The organism is Cytophagaceae bacterium (genome assembly GCA_016722655.1).
In the GTDB taxonomy this organism is placed as follows: domain Bacteria; phylum Bacteroidota; class Bacteroidia; order Cytophagales; family Spirosomataceae; genus Leadbetterella.
Genome location: JADKIR010000005.1, coordinates 1,373,744 through 1,391,219, shown reverse-complemented (window position 1 = coordinate 1,391,219; position 17,476 = coordinate 1,373,744). Strand labels below are relative to the sequence as shown.

21 protein-coding genes and 1 riboswitch are annotated in these 17,476 nt (G+C 35.5%); of the genes, 9 read left to right on the top strand and 12 right to left on the bottom strand.

What is annotated here, in order from left to right:
- The 3 genes from IPP61_21830 to IPP61_21820 are packed head-to-tail and all read left to right on the top strand — an operon-like array spanning position 1 to position 2,132.
- A complete protein-coding gene (locus IPP61_21830; protein ID MBL0327764.1) occupies positions 1-1,005 on the top strand; it encodes an aminodeoxychorismate synthase component I in 1,005 nt (334 codons plus the stop codon).
- Between the two features lie 25 nt (positions 1,006-1,030).
- The gene (locus IPP61_21825) at positions 1,031-1,612 is read left to right on the top strand and encodes an aminotransferase class IV (protein MBL0327763.1); all 582 of its coding nucleotides are present in this window, start codon (positions 1,031-1,033) and stop codon (positions 1,610-1,612) included.
- 52 nt (positions 1,613-1,664) lie between these two features.
- Positions 1,665-2,132 (top strand): hypothetical protein, encoded by a 468-nt coding sequence (locus tag IPP61_21820; protein MBL0327762.1) that lies wholly within the window; start codon positions 1,665-1,667, stop codon positions 2,130-2,132.
- Positions 2,133-2,136: 4 nt separating this feature from the next.
- Here the strand turns inward: IPP61_21820 and IPP61_21815 are convergent, their stop codons facing one another.
- Positions 2,137-2,835 carry a redoxin family protein gene (locus IPP61_21815; protein ID MBL0327761.1) on the bottom strand — a complete coding sequence of 233 codons (699 nt, stop codon included), beginning with the start codon at positions 2,833-2,835 and terminating at the stop codon, positions 2,137-2,139.
- Between the two features lie 89 nt (positions 2,836-2,924).
- Entirely contained in the window at positions 2,925-3,395 is a 471-nt protein-coding gene (locus tag IPP61_21810) for a nuclear transport factor 2 family protein (GenBank protein MBL0327760.1), read from the bottom strand.
- 270 nt (positions 3,396-3,665) lie between these two features.
- Between IPP61_21810 and IPP61_21805 the strand changes: the two genes are divergently transcribed.
- Together IPP61_21805 and metX are read left to right on the top strand one after the other, a co-directional pair.
- On the top strand, positions 3,666-4,874 hold the full coding sequence (locus tag IPP61_21805) for a hypothetical protein (protein ID MBL0327759.1): 1,209 nt from the start codon (positions 3,666-3,668) through the stop codon (positions 4,872-4,874).
- A gap of 98 nt (positions 4,875-4,972) precedes the next feature.
- Positions 4,973-5,092: riboswitch (SAM riboswitch) on the top strand.
- 113 nt (positions 5,093-5,205) lie between these two features.
- Positions 5,206-6,219, top strand: coding sequence for a homoserine O-acetyltransferase (gene metX, locus IPP61_21800; protein MBL0327758.1), 1,014 nt, complete (start codon positions 5,206-5,208; stop codon positions 6,217-6,219).
- Between the two features lie 31 nt (positions 6,220-6,250).
- On the opposite strand, the gene IPP61_21795 is transcribed toward metX, so the two are convergent.
- The 3 genes from IPP61_21795 to IPP61_21785 form a co-directional block, all read right to left on the bottom strand.
- Positions 6,251-7,156, bottom strand: coding sequence for a cupin-like domain-containing protein (locus IPP61_21795; protein MBL0327757.1), 906 nt, complete (start codon positions 7,154-7,156; stop codon positions 6,251-6,253).
- Positions 7,157-7,304: 148 nt separating this feature from the next.
- Positions 7,305-7,592, bottom strand: a complete 288-nt coding sequence (locus IPP61_21790) for a rhodanese-like domain-containing protein (protein MBL0327756.1) — start codon at positions 7,590-7,592, stop codon at positions 7,305-7,307.
- Positions 7,593-7,692: 100 nt separating this feature from the next.
- A complete protein-coding gene (locus IPP61_21785) occupies positions 7,693-9,330 on the bottom strand; it encodes an ABC-F family ATP-binding cassette domain-containing protein (GenBank protein MBL0327755.1) in 1,638 nt (545 codons plus the stop codon).
- 161 nt (positions 9,331-9,491) lie between these two features.
- On the opposite strand from IPP61_21785, the gene IPP61_21780 reads away from it, so the two are divergent.
- A complete protein-coding gene (locus tag IPP61_21780; GenBank protein ID MBL0327754.1) occupies positions 9,492-9,698 on the top strand; it encodes a hypothetical protein in 207 nt (68 codons plus the stop codon).
- Between the two features lie 283 nt (positions 9,699-9,981).
- Here IPP61_21780 and IPP61_21775 read toward each other — a convergent pair whose 3' ends face one another.
- The 5 genes from IPP61_21775 to IPP61_21755 all read right to left on the bottom strand — a co-directional run bounded on the left by IPP61_21775 (position 9,982) and on the right by IPP61_21755 (position 12,785).
- A complete protein-coding gene (locus IPP61_21775) occupies positions 9,982-10,341 on the bottom strand; it encodes a hypothetical protein (protein ID MBL0327753.1) in 360 nt (119 codons plus the stop codon).
- Positions 10,342-10,348: 7 nt separating this feature from the next.
- On the bottom strand, positions 10,349-10,603 hold the full coding sequence (locus tag IPP61_21770; GenBank protein ID MBL0327752.1) for a Txe/YoeB family addiction module toxin: 255 nt from the start codon (positions 10,601-10,603) through the stop codon (positions 10,349-10,351).
- Positions 10,600-10,854, bottom strand: a complete 255-nt coding sequence (locus IPP61_21765) for a type II toxin-antitoxin system prevent-host-death family antitoxin (protein MBL0327751.1) — start codon at positions 10,852-10,854, stop codon at positions 10,600-10,602. The genes IPP61_21770 and IPP61_21765 overlap by 4 nt, the downstream gene beginning before the upstream one ends.
- A gap of 61 nt (positions 10,855-10,915) precedes the next feature.
- Positions 10,916-12,118, bottom strand: a complete 1,203-nt coding sequence (locus IPP61_21760) for a hypothetical protein (protein ID MBL0327750.1) — start codon at positions 12,116-12,118, stop codon at positions 10,916-10,918.
- A gap of 286 nt (positions 12,119-12,404) precedes the next feature.
- Positions 12,405-12,785 (bottom strand): group III truncated hemoglobin, encoded by a 381-nt coding sequence (locus tag IPP61_21755; GenBank protein ID MBL0327749.1) that lies wholly within the window; start codon positions 12,783-12,785, stop codon positions 12,405-12,407.
- 159 nt (positions 12,786-12,944) lie between these two features.
- On the opposite strand from IPP61_21755, the gene IPP61_21750 reads away from it, so the two are divergent.
- Both IPP61_21750 and rlmB read left to right on the top strand, forming a co-directional pair.
- Complete coding sequence (locus tag IPP61_21750; GenBank protein MBL0327748.1) at positions 12,945-14,222, top strand: GWxTD domain-containing protein; 1,278 nt, start codon at positions 12,945-12,947, stop codon at positions 14,220-14,222.
- Positions 14,195-15,016 carry a 23S rRNA (guanosine(2251)-2'-O)-methyltransferase RlmB gene (gene rlmB, locus IPP61_21745; GenBank protein MBL0327747.1) on the top strand — a complete coding sequence of 274 codons (822 nt, stop codon included), beginning with the start codon at positions 14,195-14,197 and terminating at the stop codon, positions 15,014-15,016. The genes IPP61_21750 and rlmB overlap by 28 nt, the downstream gene beginning before the upstream one ends.
- Here rlmB and IPP61_21740 read toward each other — a convergent pair.
- Together IPP61_21740 and rfbC are read right to left on the bottom strand one after the other, a co-directional pair.
- On the bottom strand, positions 14,998-15,750 hold the full coding sequence (locus tag IPP61_21740; protein ID MBL0327746.1) for a hypothetical protein: 753 nt from the start codon (positions 15,748-15,750) through the stop codon (positions 14,998-15,000). The two genes, rlmB and IPP61_21740, sit on opposite strands and share 19 nt — an antisense overlap.
- Positions 15,751-15,893: 143 nt before the next feature.
- A complete protein-coding gene (gene rfbC / locus IPP61_21735) occupies positions 15,894-16,430 on the bottom strand; it encodes a dTDP-4-dehydrorhamnose 3,5-epimerase (GenBank protein ID MBL0327745.1) in 537 nt (178 codons plus the stop codon).
- Between the two features lie 178 nt (positions 16,431-16,608).
- Between rfbC and pyrF the strand changes: the two genes are divergently transcribed.
- Positions 16,609-17,436 carry an orotidine-5'-phosphate decarboxylase gene (gene pyrF / locus IPP61_21730; protein MBL0327744.1) on the top strand — a complete coding sequence of 276 codons (828 nt, stop codon included), beginning with the start codon at positions 16,609-16,611 and terminating at the stop codon, positions 17,434-17,436.
- Positions 17,437-17,476: the final 40 nt, after the last annotated feature.

Below are 17,476 nucleotides of genomic sequence, written 5' to 3'. Positions count from 1 at the left end.
ATTTTGAATAAAAAAAATACGGTTGAAAAAATGAATAAATTAGGGCGTGAAAAATGCCCTTTTTTCTTTTTGATTAGTTTTGATCAGAATGAGAATATTATTTTACCCATTTCAGAGATAGATTCAGATTTTTTGAAATATAAATTAGAAACAGAAAATGGTGTTCTGAGTAATTTTTCACCAAAAAAATCAGAAAATAACTTCGGGATTTTTCCACAATTCTCAGAATTTGAAAAGTACCAATCAGCATTTAACTATGTTCAGGATCAGATACATTTTGGAAATAGTTTTCTGGTTAATCTTACCCTTTCAAATCCGGTAAAAATCTCCGATGAGCTGGATGATTTGGTATATAATATCAACTCAAAATATATTTTATGGTTAAAAAATCAATTTTTGTGTTTTTCGCCTGAATCATTTGTAGAGGTTGACAAAAATGGCAAGATTTCTTCTTTCCCGATGAAAGGTACCATAAATGCGGATATAGAAAATGCCCGAAACATTATTTTGAACGACCAGAAAGAATTTTTTGAACATACAACCATTGTTGATTTAATTAGAAATGACCTCAGTCAGATCGCTTCCAAAGTTTGGGTTGAGCGTTTCAGATTTATTGATGAAATAAAAAAAGAAAACGGACAGAAACTTTTTCAGGTCAGTAGTGAGGTTTGTGGTTTTTTGCCCGAGGATTGGAAGGAAAGTATAGGGGATTGGTTTATGAAATTGCTGCCGGCTGGCTCTATCACCGGGGCACCCAAAGACAAAACTTGTCAAATTATTAAAACCGCTGAAAGTTCTTTGCATCAGAATGGCAGCAGGGGGTATTATACTGGTGTATTTGGTATATTTGATGGAGAAAGGCTCACATCAGCAGTTGCCATAAGATTTATTGAAAAAAAAGATAACACCCTGATTTATAAAAGCGGGGGAGGGATTACCGCCCGAAGTGAGGCTGAGAAAGAATTTGAGGAAGCAAAACAAAAAATTTATGTTCCGGTTTTTTGAAAGTATCATGTTAAAAGATGGCCAGATGCCTCTCATAAACTTTCACTCAGAAAGATTGAATGCTACTATGGAAGTCCATTTTGAGGAATTTGCAAAAATTGATTTGAGTAAAATAATAACAATTCCATGTGATTGCAAATCAGGTATTTACAAGGTGAAGGTAACTTATGGAAGATTCATTGAGTCTATCGAGTTTCAGGAATATGAATTGAAACCTCACAGGAAAGTTAAAATTATAGAAGACAATAATATCGATTACCGGTATAAAAGTGTAGAAAGAACATCATTGAATAGTTTTTTAATTGAAAACCCCGATTTTGATGATGTGATTTTTATAAAAAATGGCCTTTTGACCGATGCTTCTTATTCCAATATTGCCCTTTTTGACGGTAAAAACTGGTTTACGCCTGAAAGCTGCCTTTTGGAAGGTGTAAAAAGAAGAAGTCTTTTGGAATCAGGTAAAATCAAAAAAAAGGAAATTAGGGTTAATGATTTGCACGATTTTTCGAAAATTGCATTTATCAATGCCATGAGAGATTTTGAAATGACCTATAATTTTCAAATAGAAAACGAAAATATGTTTTTAAATCTGACACAGGAAAAATAATATTTCATTCGTAATATTGCCCGATATTTTTTCACTATTCACGCCTAAGATTATGAAAATCAATTTTGTATTCGTAAGTATTATCTTGGTAACAGTTATTTTTAGTTGTAAAAAAAACACTAAACCATTGATCAGCATGCCTGTTGAAAAATATTCTCTGGTTACTGTGAGTCCGGAAGATTCAGTAAAATTTGAGAAATCACTAAAAAAAGCCAAAAACAGTATTGAATTTGATTTTCATACAGGTGATTTTAAAGGAATTGTGGATGAAAATGCTTATTCTGGAAAATTTGAAATAAAAAAAATGAGTTCAGGCTATACAAAAGGCTTCAATTACAGTGTGGAACTGGCCTATTTGTCAAGTGGAGAGGTGACCAGCAAAAAGCAACAGGATTTTTTTGATCAATTGGTAAAAACAGAGCGTATTTTCGTCAGCCCCGATAAACTTATCAACCCCAGGTTAATAAAGCTTGATCTCAAGAGTGAAAAAAATACGCTCAGCTTATATATGTTAAAGTAATCTTTTACAGATTTTTTACCACATCATCTTTGGAAACCAAACCAATATTTGACCAGGTAACATTTTGATTTTTATATACTTGCAAGTAAGGTATAGCCTCAATTTTAAGTTCCTGTGCCAATGCCGGGTTGGCATCCACATCGACTCTTACGACTTGAACCTGTCCTGCTTTTTCTTTGGCTATTTCAGCAAGAAAAGGCTCCATTTTTTTGCAAGGTCCACACCATTCGGCATAAAAATCAACCAAAATGGTTTTGTTATTTGCTGAAAGTCCTTTCAATTGGGCCAAAGTCATTGTAGGATTTGATGACGGAGAAGAACTGCTTTCGAGAGCCAATCCGGCAGACTGCCAGCTCAAAGTACCTCTTTGTAAATTATAAACCTCCTTAAACCCAATTTGCATTAGATAACCCATCGCCGAAGAACTTCTTGAACCACTCAGACAATACAAAAACACAGGTTTTGATTTATCCAGACCCGCAACTCCGCTTCGGAAATCACTACGGTTGATAGGAAGATTCACTGCACCTTTGATATGACCAGAGGCAAATTCACCGGGGGTTCTGACGTCGATCAATTGTGGGGAAGTTGTTGCTGCCAATTTATCAGAAAATTGTTTGGCATCCATGTTTTTTTGGCTGTTTCCTGAGCAACTAAACAGGAAGATTCCCATTCCAATCAATAAAAACTTGATTCTATTCATATTTATTAAATGATTTTTTTTACAAAAGTCTATTCTTTACCTTAAAGTAAATGTCACTTTTGTCACATTTTTGAATTTTTAATTCAAAATTAATTAATGCCGGAAATATACTTTTGGAGATTTCCCTGTGCAGTTTTTCTTACTTTTTGTTTAAAGAAATCGGTCCAACCCAATAATCTTCCTTTCATTCCGAATGCCTGCATAGCCCATTTATAGAAATTAAAACTATCGGTATGATTGATTATTTTTCCATTTTCCAGGAAAAATTCGGAACTGATTTTATTCAGAACTTTATTTCCGGTAAGTCTAAATGTATAACGAGCCTCCCATGTAGCAAATACCCTGTGTTCCTTTTCACCAATAATTTTGAATTCAACTTCCAAATCACCAGAATTTTTTAGTAACATTTCCCACATTTTGCCAACCTCAAAACCGTTAAGATGCTCAAAAGCAGGATCATAAAAATGAGCATAATGGGCATAGCAATGCTGCATTGTTTTGTAATCTTTTCTTTGAAATGCCTCAAAAAAAAGTTCGACTTGTTCCCTATTCTTAATCATAGTTTTCCGGATTAATGCATGAATTTAATTAAAAAATTACATTTTGTATTTGTTAATGAAATATTAAAATTTTAAATCGTTAATTTTTTAGAAATATATTAGTAAAAATTTCAAAACAATACTTAATTATTAAGTTGATTATCAGTGAAATGTATTGGTTTTCTTAATGAATAATCCTGTTTTTTTTAATATATGTACATCTTAAAATAGACTTAAAATAAATCAATTTTTGAGCTTGATATTAGTAACTATTGCTTTAAATCGATAAATATGTTCAGACAATTTACCTTTTTACTTTTCTTTATTCCTTTGATTTCATTTGGTCAGTTAAAAGACAGATCATTGTATTTTCAGGAGATCAACAAAGCAGAACTAAGTTTGGTCGAAGAAAATTATGAAAAGGCATTTTCTCACTATTCAAAAGCATTTAGCTTTCATAAAAACCCTTTTTTAAGGGATTTATACAATGCCACTGTTTGCAAGTTTTTCCTTAAAGACTTTGATGGTGCTAAAGTCCTGCTTTTTAAATTGGCTAGGCGAGGAGTAAAAAAAGAGGCCCTGGAAGAAAGGAATATTTTTGAAATATCGGGTTTTGGCAATGAGTGGAAAGAGTTTTCTCCATTTTATGATCAGTTCTTTGAAGAAAAAGAGGAAAGTGAATATGAGGGATATTTGGGTAGAAATCTTCAAAATTTAATTAATAATTTTTACAAATTAAGCTATGACGATTTTAAGTTTTTAAACTCAATCAATGAAAGTGAGTCAGACAAAGCTATCAGAATCAGAGATTCGTACGCATATGAATTTTCAGGCAAAAAAGATACGATTAGGATTTTTTCACGAAAAGAGGTGGAAGAAGAAAGGATTATTTTGAAGAAATTACTTTTAGATAATTTAGATGAAATAAAAAGCATTTTAAAATTGATTTTTGAACAAAATAATTATTTGGCGGAAGATGAATTAGACTTAGTTAGTAATATAAGTAACATCGCAAGTTTTAAATTGCTGCAAAGGTTCGATTCTGGTAATTCCTATTTGCTGTCAGAAACTAAGCCCGTCGTTGAGGAAATTGAAAAGTTATTTTCTGATGAAATATTAGCTTCTTTTAATCAAGGAAAAATAGGGCAGTTTGTTGCTTTGAGAGATATGGGTGACTTAAAGGCTATCTCTAAGATTTCAGTAAGGTTTTATGAAATAAAAATTGAAAATACGGAAAATTGTGATGATGGCTTTGATGATCTCTCCAATATCAACTTTTATAAAGAAAATACTATCTCGGAAGAGTATAAATCTAATTATAAACGTTTGAGAGAAAAATTATTACTCGAATCTATTGAAGATAGAATTAAAAAAGAAGTATTTATGGTTACCAAAAATCAATACTTTTTAATCCCATATTTTTCTCAAAAGGAACTCTCAACTGTCCCCAATTGTGATATAGCCCGGCAAATGATAGTTGGAGCTACTGTTATCAGGTAATCATTTTTTTTCAAAAGAAAAACAATCGAAAAATTAGACCCGCACATTTTTTTTGGTAAATTTGCAACATCAATTCATTCTTCAAATGCAGAAGGATTGATTTATAAAGACGGGCGAAGAGAATAGGCTCTGCGAAACCCGGGCAACCTGCCGGAAACTTCCGAAAAGGTGCCAATACCTACCTGAAGGGCTAAAATGGCCATCAGGACTTATAAACCAATCAGGAAATTTCAAACAATCTATTGGTTTTTTACTTCACCGAAAATCGGTGATGTGCTGATTTTTAATGATTTGCCCCGTTATTTTTTTTCGGGTTTGATTTTTAATTTTTATGGTAAATAACCATCTGGTAAAATTTGAGGAACCGTTTCATCTCGAAAATGGGGAGTGGTTGCCCGAAGTCGAAATAGCTTATACCACTTATGGACAACTCAATGCTGATAAATCTAATGTGGTCTGGGTTTGTCATGCATTTACAGGTAATGCCAATCCATCAGATTGGTGGAGTGGGCTCATAGGCGAAAAGAGACTTTTTAATCCCAAAGAATACTTTGTGATTTGTGCCAATGTGCTGGGTTCACATTATGGAAGTACCAATGCACTGAGTGTGAACCCATTGACAGGGAAAAACTATTACCATGATTTCCCCTTTCTTACCATCAGAGATGTGGTTTCTGCCCATATTCTTTTGAGGAAACATCTGCAAATCGAAAATGTGGCCTATCTTTTAGGAGGTTCTTTAGGCGGGCAACAAGCTTTGGAATGGGCAATTATGGAGCCCGAAGTTATTAAAAAACAGGTTTTGTTTTCGACCAACGCCATGCACTCGCCTTGGGGAATCGCATTCAATGAAAGTCAACGTATGGCAATAGCGAACGACCCAACCTGGCAAAACAATACGCCTGACTCAGGAATGGAAGGGATGAAAGTGGCCCGGGCTATAGCATTGTTGTCATACCGCAACTACGATACTTACAATAGGACCCAATCCCGTGATGGTGGACAGATTGACTTTTTCAGAGCTAATACCTATCAGAATTATCAGGGCGAAAAACTTTTGAGGAGGTTTAATGCCTATTCTTACTGGATACTTTCCAAAATGTTTGACTCACATGATGTTGGGAGAAACAGAGGAGGTCTGGCTACAGCCATGGCCGAAGTAAAAGCAAAAACGCTGGTTATAGGAATTACTTCTGATATTTTATTTCCACCCGTAGAGCAGAGAAAGATTGCTGAACTGATACCCGGCTCAAGTTATCGCGAAATTGACTCCACCTACGGTCATGATGGCTTTTTGATCGAATTTGAAGCCATGACTCAGGCTATCAAAGATTGGGATAAATAAAAAAGGGGAGTTATTTCCCCCTTTTTGGTTTTTATAAAAATTTGTATTTTTCTCTTTGAATTAACACCTCGGCTTTTTTTCGGGCATTACTTTTTTTCCAGTTAAACCACCTGTCTCCCAAGATTCTATTCATTAATTCGTCGATATGCGTCATGATGGCTACCTGCCAGAATCCAAGTAATCGGTCAGAAATATGAGGACTCAGCGACCTCACGGCAAACCCAAGACCGGCGGTAGAATATTCGATATGATGCCACCACCCGGCAGGCATAAAAATAGTATCTCCAGGCCCAATGGTGCAATCAATCCCCTGAACATATTTCAGACCGGGATATTTTTCAAAGTCTGGATTATTGACATCGATAGAAGTATGGGTTGAAAAAGGATATTGGTAAAGTAAAGCGGAATATTTTGGGTCAAATAGCACCACTCTTTTGTAACCGGCTAGTTCGGTCAGAAATACGCAACTATTGTCCATATCCCGATGAATACGGGTAATGGCACCCTGGCCACCAAAAAACGCTAAAGGAAGAAAGGTGAGCACTTTGTCGGCAATGTCAGGAAACTTAAAATGGTTGTGAAGTTCTTTTTTGTGTTTAAAAACATTGAATAAAAACAACCTTTTCGTGGTAGGCTTTTCCTGAATCAATTTGAGGTAGTCCCCAAATTTCATTGTTTTTGGAGCGTTTTTGTAACTGCGGTCGTCTTTTCGGCTTTCTGACTCGTCGTCGAACACTCCCACATCAATGTGGCCCAACGCTTTTTCGAAATAATCGAAAGTCCAGTTGTAAACTTTTGCGTTTTTTCCGTAGAGATGCCTTATTATGACAGGCCTTTGAGGCTTCATGTATTTTAACTGAAACTCCTCTCGTGTGATGTTCTCTACTACATCAATATGACCACTAAGGTCAATTGGATTTTTAGTGTCAGTAATCATTTTTAATGGGCTTTTTCTGCACTAAAAACGCAACTGAGAGCTTTTTGGTTTATTTTTTTTATAAAAATTAGATTAAAAAATAAAAAAAGACAGACCCTCAAATGATGATCTGCCTTTAAAAAATTAAGCGTAAGCGTTTATTATTTTCTTAAGCCAAAGCCTGAGCAGCATAAAAGTTTACCTCTAACCACGAGCCACCGTTGTAGCATTCTACACCCTGAGCTTTCAAAAATGCTGTTGCCTGGCCACTACGGTTGCCCGAAGCACAACACAATACCAAAGGCATTTTTAAGGCTTTAATTTCTTCCATTCTTGATGGGATTTCGTTTAGCGGAATGTTTTTTGAACCGGCCACATTGCCACCCATAAATTCTCCGATGGTTCTAACGTCAACAATAGTACCTTCGTTGTTTTTGATTACATCTTCCAGTGTCATATTTTTTCTTTATTTTAAATTCTTTGTAATTGATTTCTTTTGCAAAGTTGCAAACGCAGAAAAAATCAGGAAGTGATTAAAGTTACATTTCTGATTTATCTCAGTTTTTTCTTTCGATTTCTTTCAGGTTTTCCATTTTTTTGTTTCTCAAAAATCCGTTAATATCTTCAAAGTGCTCTTTTACCCGCTTGTGACCAAACTCAAATACTTTTTCTGCCAGACCGTCAAGAAAATCTCTGTCGTGAGAAATCAGGATGATTGTACCCTCAAAAGCTTTCAAAGCATCTTTTAATATGTCTTTTGTGCGTAAATCCAGGTGGTTGGTGGGCTCATCCAAAATCAGGAGATTAACAGGTTGTAGCAGAAGTTTGATCATCGCCAATCTCGTTTTTTCTCCTCCAGAGAGCATTTTTACTTTTTTGTTGATATCATCACCTCTGAACAGGAATGCTCCCAAAAGGTCTTTGATTTTAGTTCTGATTTCGCCTTCTGCTATCTGGTCCACGGTATCAAAAATCGAAAGGTCTTCATCCAAAAGCGATGCCTGGTTTTGTGCAAAATATCCAATCTGACAGTTGTGACCCACCTGCAGTTCACCTTCAAAGTCGATTTCACTCATGATGGCCTTCACCATGGTTGATTTCCCTTCACCATTTTTACCTACAAAGGCGATTTTTTGACCTCTTTCTATGCTAAATGAGGCATCTTTAAATACCAGGAGATCACCGTAACTTTTACTCACATGGTCAGCCATGACCGGATAATTGCCCGAACGGGGAGCCGGAGGAAACTTAATATTGATCGCTGAAGTATCGACTTCGTCAACTTCCACTATATCAAGTTTTTCTAGCATTTTAACCCGTGACTGCACCTGCAAGGTTTTGGAATAAGTACCTTTGAAGCGGTCGATAAACTCCTGCGTCTCGGCAATCATTTTTTGCTGATCGTTAAACTGCTTCTGCTGTTGTTCAAGCCTCTCTTTTCTAAGTTGGAGGTAGTGTGTATAGTTTACTTTGTAATCATAAATTCTGCCCATGGTCACTTCAATGGTGCGGTTGGTAATATTATCTACAAAAGCCCGGTCATGTGAAATTACTATGACGGCTTTCGCACTATTAACAAGAAATTCCTCTAGCCACTGCACTGATTCTATATCCAGGTGGTTGGTGGGCTCATCGAGCAATATCAAATCAGGATCTTTCAAAAGGATTTTAGCCAGTTCTATCCTCATCCGCCAGCCACCGCTAAATTCGGAAGTTGGCCTGTCAAAATCTTCTCTTTCAAAGCCCAGTCCCTTCAGGATTTTTTCGACCTCAGCGTCATAATTTATTTCTTCGATAGAGTAAAATTTTTCACTCAAATCAGAAACTTTCTCAATGATGGCCATGTATTCGTCTGATTCATAATCAGTTCTGGTCTCTAGCTGATGATTGAGTTCATCAATTTCTGCCTGCATTTTATGGATGGCATCAAAGGCTTTTGCAGTTTCCTGGAAGACGGTGGTATCATCTTCAGTTAGCAGATGCTGGGGTAAATATGCGATCACGGCCTCTTTTGGGGCGGAAATCTTTCCACGGGTGGGTTTGTTTACTCCGGCGATGATTTTCAGAAGGGTAGATTTTCCGGCACCGTTTTTTCCCATGAGGGCAATGCGGTCTTTGTCATTGATATTAAATGTGATGTCACTGAAAAGCGTACTACCGCTAAAATCTACCCCTACGTTATCTACCGAAATCATTTTTGGATGCTATTTTTTTGCAAATAAAGCCGCAAAGATAGTGTAGGAATGGACAAAGAGATATTTTGTGAAAAATAAAGTGAAGGATGATGTTAATTTTCGTCATTATTTGGTAAATAAAATTCTAATTCTCTGTATTTTTGGTAAAATTTGAAATTCCAATGACAAAAATTTCATTTAATGTGCCTGATGGCAAAGTCAATCAATTTATTGAATTTATGCAGAAGTTTCCTTCCGATGAGATTTCTTTAGTTGACGATTTTGTACTTACTGATGATGTTCTAAGACTTCTGGAAGAAAGCAGTAAGGTTCCTTTTGAAGAATGTATTGATAGAAATCAATTAAATGCAAGGCTAAATGGCATTTAAAATATTAATTACTCCACAGGCTGAAAAAGACATACTCGAGAGTTCTCATACTACTTAATTAATGTTTCTGGTACAGTTGCTGAATCTTTTGGATTAGAAATAAATCAAGCTTTTGATGTTTTGGAGAGGAATCCATATTTTCAAATTAGATCAAATAAATTCAGGGGGCTACCACTTAAAAAATTTCCCTTTATTATTTTTTTTGAAATTGAAGAAATTTTGATGAAAGTTAAAATTTTAAGAGTTTTAAATACTAACAAAAACCCTGTAAATTGGCCTTAGTTCATTCTTCCTCATTTTCCTCATCTTCGATATGAAGAATGTGTAGCAAACGATGGATGATAGGTGCAAAAAATACTGCAGTAATACTCAAAAATGCGACTCCACTATAAAGTGCATAAAATGAAGAAAACCACTTGGCAGCATCGGTGGTCATCTCAGAGACCGGGCCCATGCCTGTCAAAATCATAGAAGCCATATAGAAGCTGTCGAGCCACGAAATGTCGTCAAAATACCAATAACCCACAGTACCCATACCCACAGAAAAAGAAATTAAAGCCAAAGCAAATAAAGTATATTTCCCCATCCTTTTGGCGAAATGAGAATAGGAAGCAAGTTTCTGTTTTTTGGTTTCGAATTTCATGGGTTTGTTAATAATGATATCTGCATTGTAAGATTATTACGGCATCATCTTCGACTTTATATACCAGGCGGTGCTCCAAATTAATCCTTCTAGACCACCAACCACTTAGGTTATGTTTCAAGGGTTCAGGTTTTCCACTCCCTTCATAAGGTGTTCTTTCGATTTCTTTTATGAGAGAATTGACTTTTTTTAGCATGGATTTATCAGCAGATTGCCAGTACAAATAGTCCCCCCAGGCGTCATCTAAAAAGAGTTTTTTCATTCTTCAATCAATTCTCTCTCAGTTATTTTACCTTTTTTGTATTCTTCTATTCCTTTCAAAAGCCTGGCTGCATTGGTGGGATTTTTTAGGAGGTAAAATGTCTCTTCCATACTGTCATAATCGGTCTTTGACATTACCACCACATCCTTACCTTTGGCTCTCGTTACAATCAAAGGAATACTATTCAGATTAACTTTGTCAAGGAAGTTTTTCAGGTCTTGCCTAAAAGAAGAGTAGTTGATTGTCAGCATTTCAAGTATTTTTTTACAAAAATACGAAATATTCTTATTGTACAATTATTTGTACAATATTTTATTTCTTTCCATATTTCCTGAAAGCCTGAATGAGTTGGTAAACACAGATAGTTACAAAAATTCTTGCTGAATAATCAATTATTCGAGACCAATTTCCATATTCAACACATTTACCATCAATTTTTTCAATAAATTCAGCTTTTCTCAATGGGTTTAGAAATTCAGGTGAATATGAAAATAACTCCCAGAATAAATTTAAATTCTTTCCGGGAAGATATCCCAGCGAAAAACTAAAGATGGTAAAGAAAAAACCATTTACAACTAATGTAACCAAAAGTGCTAGAGCCCAATTGGTTCCGTAATTATTTGTAATTTTATTTACAGAAAGATTTAATTTCTCCCAAAACCGGTTTCCCCAATTAATACTTTTTCTGTATTCCTCCAGTTCTTTTGCTTGATATTCTAGGGCTTTGACTGAATCGCCAGTTTGGTCATAGAGTTTTTTTAAGTGGCTGTAGATTGATTTTCTTTTTTGGTGGTCTATTAAGTCGGTAATTTCAAGGCTTAGTTGAAGTTCACTTTCAAAATATTTTGACGAATTAATAATATCCCCTTTTTTCTCAAAGATTTTTTTAAAAATTTGTAAACCTTCAATTTTTAATATTTTTTCAATTTTTATATCTTCATTTATTTTTTCTGGAAGAGGTGGCTTTGAACCAGAGAAGAATAAGTTTTCCACTTTTGAATGAGTAATGACAAAACTTGTATTTTCTAAATTGCAATTTCTAAATTCTAAATTGTTCAATGTGGCGTTTCCAATATTTATAAGTGTAATTTTGTTTATACCCGATAAAATGGTCTTTCCCAGATTTTCAAAAGACCTAAAAACTAGTTGATTTAATGATGGGATATTAATTTCTAGGTTTGCGTTAAAATCTTGTCTACCAGTAACTTCAATATTTCTGAAATAATTTTCAGAATTCTTACTATATATTTTAATATTCTTGGAATTGTTTAAATTGAGAAAATTTATATATTTATCAGTATAAATCCCACTTATAGAAGTGATTGATTCATTCTCACACTGGCCAAGATCTAGTTGTTCAAAATAGCTATTTGAAATAATCAAGCCTTCTTTTATTTTGTAATTCTTTATTTCATTCGAAGTATCCGAAAAATTGCAATCATTTATTTTGAATTTTTTTGATTCAATATTTGATATTGAAGTTTCTGATTTAAAATCTGATAGTTCAAAAATCAAATCAAAAGAAAGTGTAAAGTCCTCAAATATTATACTTTTTGAAAATGAGCAATTACTGAAAATTAAATTCTTAGATTTGATGAAATTAATCTTTACTTCGTCATTGAAAGTGCATTCCACAAAATGAAAAGAATAATTTGAAATGTCGGTATAAGTATTATTGTTTTCTATGTTTTCAAAGAAAGTAACATTATTTACCGTTATTATTCCTGACAAGTTCGGGAAAAATCTATTGTCTTGGAGGTTCAAGATATTAGAAAACCCTTTTGCAGATATTTCAACTCTCTCACCCATTCCCATTCAGCTTTACATTCAAAATCTGCCCGATTTCAAGAGCCTTATTTTTGACAAAGTCGGCGTTTTTGCCGGCGAAAAGTTGGTCGGTACAAGTAATCCAGTAGGCCAGCCAACGCTCAAATAGCTCAGTGGTCATCGGGTGGGTGGCATGCCGCTCCATGTGTACCCACATCATACCTCCTGTGTAGCTGCCGGTCTGGAACAGCCAGTTGTCCCAAAAATTATATACTCTTTCAATATGCTGTGCCCAATGGTCAGCTGAAGGTGCAAAAACCGGCCCCAATTGCTCGTCTTTCATCACATTTTCGTAAAACACATCTACCAGTTTAACTACATCTTCCCGATTTTGGATATCTTTCAATTCTGACATTATTTTTCTTTAATTTTTTCGCCCGAAAAATAGAATATGATTCCCGAAAATAATGGGACTTATCTCATATTTCTCAATAAATAATAATTTTTGGGGTATATTGCATCAACATTTCGGTTGGTCACACCGTTATTATGGTTAATTAACCCGATTTTTTTGATGAGAAACGCTGTAATACTCCTTTTTTCGTTATTGCTGGTGGCATCTTGTAAGACACAACAAAAAACACCGGTAAACAAAGAATCTGTTTCACAGGAAAAGACCATTGCCCGTGAGTCAAAAGTGGTGGTGACATCTATCAACGGCAAATACCTTTTTGAAGATTCGACCAATATCAACGTGTACCTGGAAGTAGATTTTCTTAATTTGGCTTCTGAAACCAGTATTGAAAAACTTTCAGAGATTTTCAGAGTTCAATGGGCAATCGTGCCTGAGTCAGGAATAAAAGAGAAACTTAAAGCTGGTAGGGTAGAGCTTAAAGAAGGCCCGGTAAGAAAATCGGGAAAGAACTACCAGATGACATTTCAAATTCCTAAACTCAAAAACATAGAAAATGGAAGTCTTGTGGTCGATTTTGTAGATATTCAGGCTGCAACTAAATACACCTATGATTTACCGATAAATTTTTATGCCAAAAAAGTGGATACCAGATACCAGTTTTTTGATTCAACCAGCCGTGATTTTCCAAGATTTAATAGTTTCGTTTATCAAAATGAAAAAGTGATTTTGAAGTCTTTGCAGCCTAATTCTGAAGAATTATTTTTGATCAGATTTAAAAATCTTTCGGGAGCGGCACTTTCGCCAATGTCTTCCACCAAAAAAGATATAATGACTGAATATCAGGCAGTTGATACAGTAAAAGTTTTGAATGGCCAAGAGATAACTTTATCAGAAACCGGTACCTATTTGCTTACTCAAAACCCACAGGATGTGGCTGATGGCTATGGGTTTATTGTAGTAGATAAGCGATATCCACGTCAAACTATGGCTGGTGATATGCGGGAACCACTCGTTTACATGAGTACCCAAAAGGAAATTGACATACTTCGAAATACCGAAGACCCAAAGGATGCAATTGATTTGTATTTTCTGAACATATGTAAGGGAAATCAATCGACAGCCAGACAAATGATAAAAAATTATTACCGCCGCGTATCAGACGCCAACAGGCTTTTTAGCAATTATAAAGAAGGCTGGAAAACCGACAAAGGCATGGTTTATATTATCATGGGGCCACCTTCGAGAGTCCAAAGAAACCGCCAGCGGGAGGTTTGGCTTTATTCTCAATCACAAAATAATTCAGAAATAATTTATACTTTTTACCGTAAGACTAACACATTTACTGACCTAAATTATGAATTGGTCAGGTATCCGGAATATAGTTCTTATTGGTACCCTTATGTAGAAGCATGGAGAACAGGAAACGTAGTGGAATGAACAGAGGAGGCGACTCAACCAAGAAATTTTACAAACCCGTAAACCGACCCAACAAAGAGGACTTTGTTTTTGGTATTCAGTCGGTATTGGAGACTCTTCGCAGCGGTAAAGAAATTGACAAAGTAATACTTCAAAAAGATATTAAGGCCTTCGAGGAAATCGAAACCTTGGCCAAAGAAATGGGTGTTCCGGTGCAAAAAGCCCCTCTGGAGCGGCTCAACAGAGTCACAATGAAAAACCATCAGGGAGTGGTTGCATTTGTTTCGGCTGTAAATTTTGCCAGTTTGGGCAATGTTATCACTGATGCATTTGAATCAGGCGAAGTGCCTTTGGTATTGATTCTTGACCGTATTACCGATGTAAGGAATTTTGGGGCGATTTGCCGTACAGCAGAGTGCTGTGGTGCCAACGCAATCGTTGTGCCTGCTCGTGGAGGTGCCCAAATCACAGGGGATGCTATGAAAACCAGCTCTGGTGCTTTGAATTTTGTGCCGATTTGTCGTGAACATGACCTTAGCCAAACTGTTGAATATCTTCGCAATTCTGGTTTTAGAATAGTTAGTTGTACCGAAAAGACCGAGAATAGCCTTTATTCACCTGATTATACTTTACCTACTGCTATCATTATGGGTTCAGAGGAAGATGGGATTTCCGATACCTTGTTACAGCTTTCTGACGATGCCGTAAGAATACCATTAAAAGGCAAAGTGGAATCTCTGAATGTTTCGGTGGCAACCGGAATAATACTTTATGAAGTTTTGCGTCAAAGAGAATTTCAAAAATCGAGCATATGATTTTTCTTGCTGATATCCAGTAGTTTATCTAGTTGATTGTGGTTTCGGTAAGTGAGTAGATCGGCACATTGTGATACCGAATGGACATTACTTCCCACGAAATCTATGAGATCATTGTCTATCAGGAATGTAAGGTTTTCTTTTTTTGACTTAGGAGCATTAGGAAAAGTTGAAATGAGGTCTGTCTGGAATTTAAGACCCATTTTTTTCAATGAAAATAGCTTGGAAGAATCTTCAAAAATGCTGTTGTACTTTTCGGTATGAGCCAGTACAGGTGAATACCCAAATACAATAAGCCGTTCGACAGTATATTTTAAAAAATCATATCCTGAAAGTAATGGAGCCTCAATCAGCAGGTGATTTTGTTGGTCATCCAGCGTAAGCAATTTGCCGTTACGCTTTAAAATTGCGAAGAAATTATCATCAACATAATACTCGGCAGCAGCTTTTAGTTTAAGATCAACTTCCTCTTCGACTAATTTTAAATGTAATTCTTCCGTTTTCTGGAGTATTATTTCATTGGAATTTTCATAAAATCCGTTCATCACATGAGGTGTGATTATGATTTTATTTACTCCTAAATGCTTGATGACTTTGCAAATATCAACCGAATTTTCGATATCAGAAGGGCCATGGTCGAGATTGTGAAGAATATGCGAATGCATATCTATCTCAAAATGGTGGTTATCTTTTAAAGATAATGAATCAAATATTTCGGTAAAATTATTCTGCATTTTCCTGGCTCTACATTTACTACCGTTTTTAGGGTAGATTTCATCAGAATAGAATCATTAATTATGCCAAAAGCCGGGAAATGCAGAAAAAATATTTAAGAGGGAGTGAAATTTTATAATTATCTGTTTATCAAATATTTACATTATAGAATGGCTTCAGAAAATAAAGGTAAAATCAAATCTTTCTCTGAAACATTCGGGTTAATAATTCCCCAGTCAATATTGAGAGTAGGGTCATTGTAAATTATGCCACCTTCTGAAGCTTTATCATAAAGATTGGTGCACTTGTAGGTAAAAATGGCGTCTTCCAGGGTTACAAAACCATGGGCAAAACCTGGAGGTAAGTACAATAATTTTTGGTTTTCAGCAGTAAGTAAAAAGGCCTCATATTGGCCAAAAGTTGGCGATCCCGGCCTGATATCTACCGCAATGTCAAGAACTGAGCCCATAACTACACGCACAAGCTTGCCCTGAGCAAACGGAGCTCTCTGATAATGTAATCCGCGAAGGACTCCTTTGGTAGAAAATGACTGATTGTCCTGAACAAACCGCTCAGTTATTCCGTTTTTTAGAAATAATTCTTCACGGTAAGATTCAAAAAAGTACCCGCGGCTGTCTTCAAACACCCTGGGAGTAACTTCAATCAAGCCTTTTATTTTATCTGATTCCCTAAATTCCATATTATAACGTTACCAAAACCGCACAAAAGTAGTAAATAAATGATTAGAAAATTTAAAATATTTCTTTGTCAGATTATTTATTTTTAAAATATTATCAGACGGATAGTAAATACTTTTTTAATCTTCAATTTGACAAAAATAAATTTAGAAGGTTTATTTTTGCGTAAAAATAAGTCAAATGACCAAACAGGAATTATTCGATCAAATCAAACAGAAAAAATCATATTTATGTGTGGGACTGGATTCAGATTTGAAAAAGATCCCCTCGCATTTGCTTGATTCTGAAGACCCTGTTTTTGAGTTTAACAAAGCCATAATAGACGCAACTTTGCCATTTACTGTAGCATATAAGCCTAATATCGCATTTTATGAGGCTCTGGGATCCAAAGGGTGGGATACATTGAAAAAAACTTTGGAATATATTCCTGATAACTGCTTTACTATAGCCGATGCCAAAAGAGGAGATATAGGAAATACTTCGGGACTTTACGCCAGGGCCTTTTTTGACAAGAAATCATCAGGTCTGTCTTTTGACTCTGTTACCGTGGCTCCTTACATGGGTGCTGACTCAGTCTTGCCTTTTCTCGAATTTCAAAATAAATGGGTGATTTTGTTGGCTTTGACGAGTAATACAGGCAGTGAAGATTTTCAAAAAATGAAAATGGAATCCGGGGGATTTTTATATGAAAAAGTGCTGGAACAGTCCAAAAAATGGGGAGGGCCAGAACAACTTATGTATGTGGTGGGAGCTACCCAAACCCAATCTTTAACTGAAATCAGAAAAATTGTCCCTGAAAATTTCCTGCTTATTCCCGGAGTGGGTGCTCAAGGTGGAAGCCTTGCTGAGGTTTCGGAATATGGAATGAACAGTGAATGCGGATTGTTGGTAAATTCTTCCAGGGCTATTATTTATGCCTCCAATGGACGTGATTTTGCAGAAAAAGCTGCCGAAGAAGCTGAAAAAGTGCAAAAAGAAATGTCGGTTTATTTGGATAAATATCTTTGATATAAAATTTAGAAATTACTTTTTTTTGAAAATATCCTCA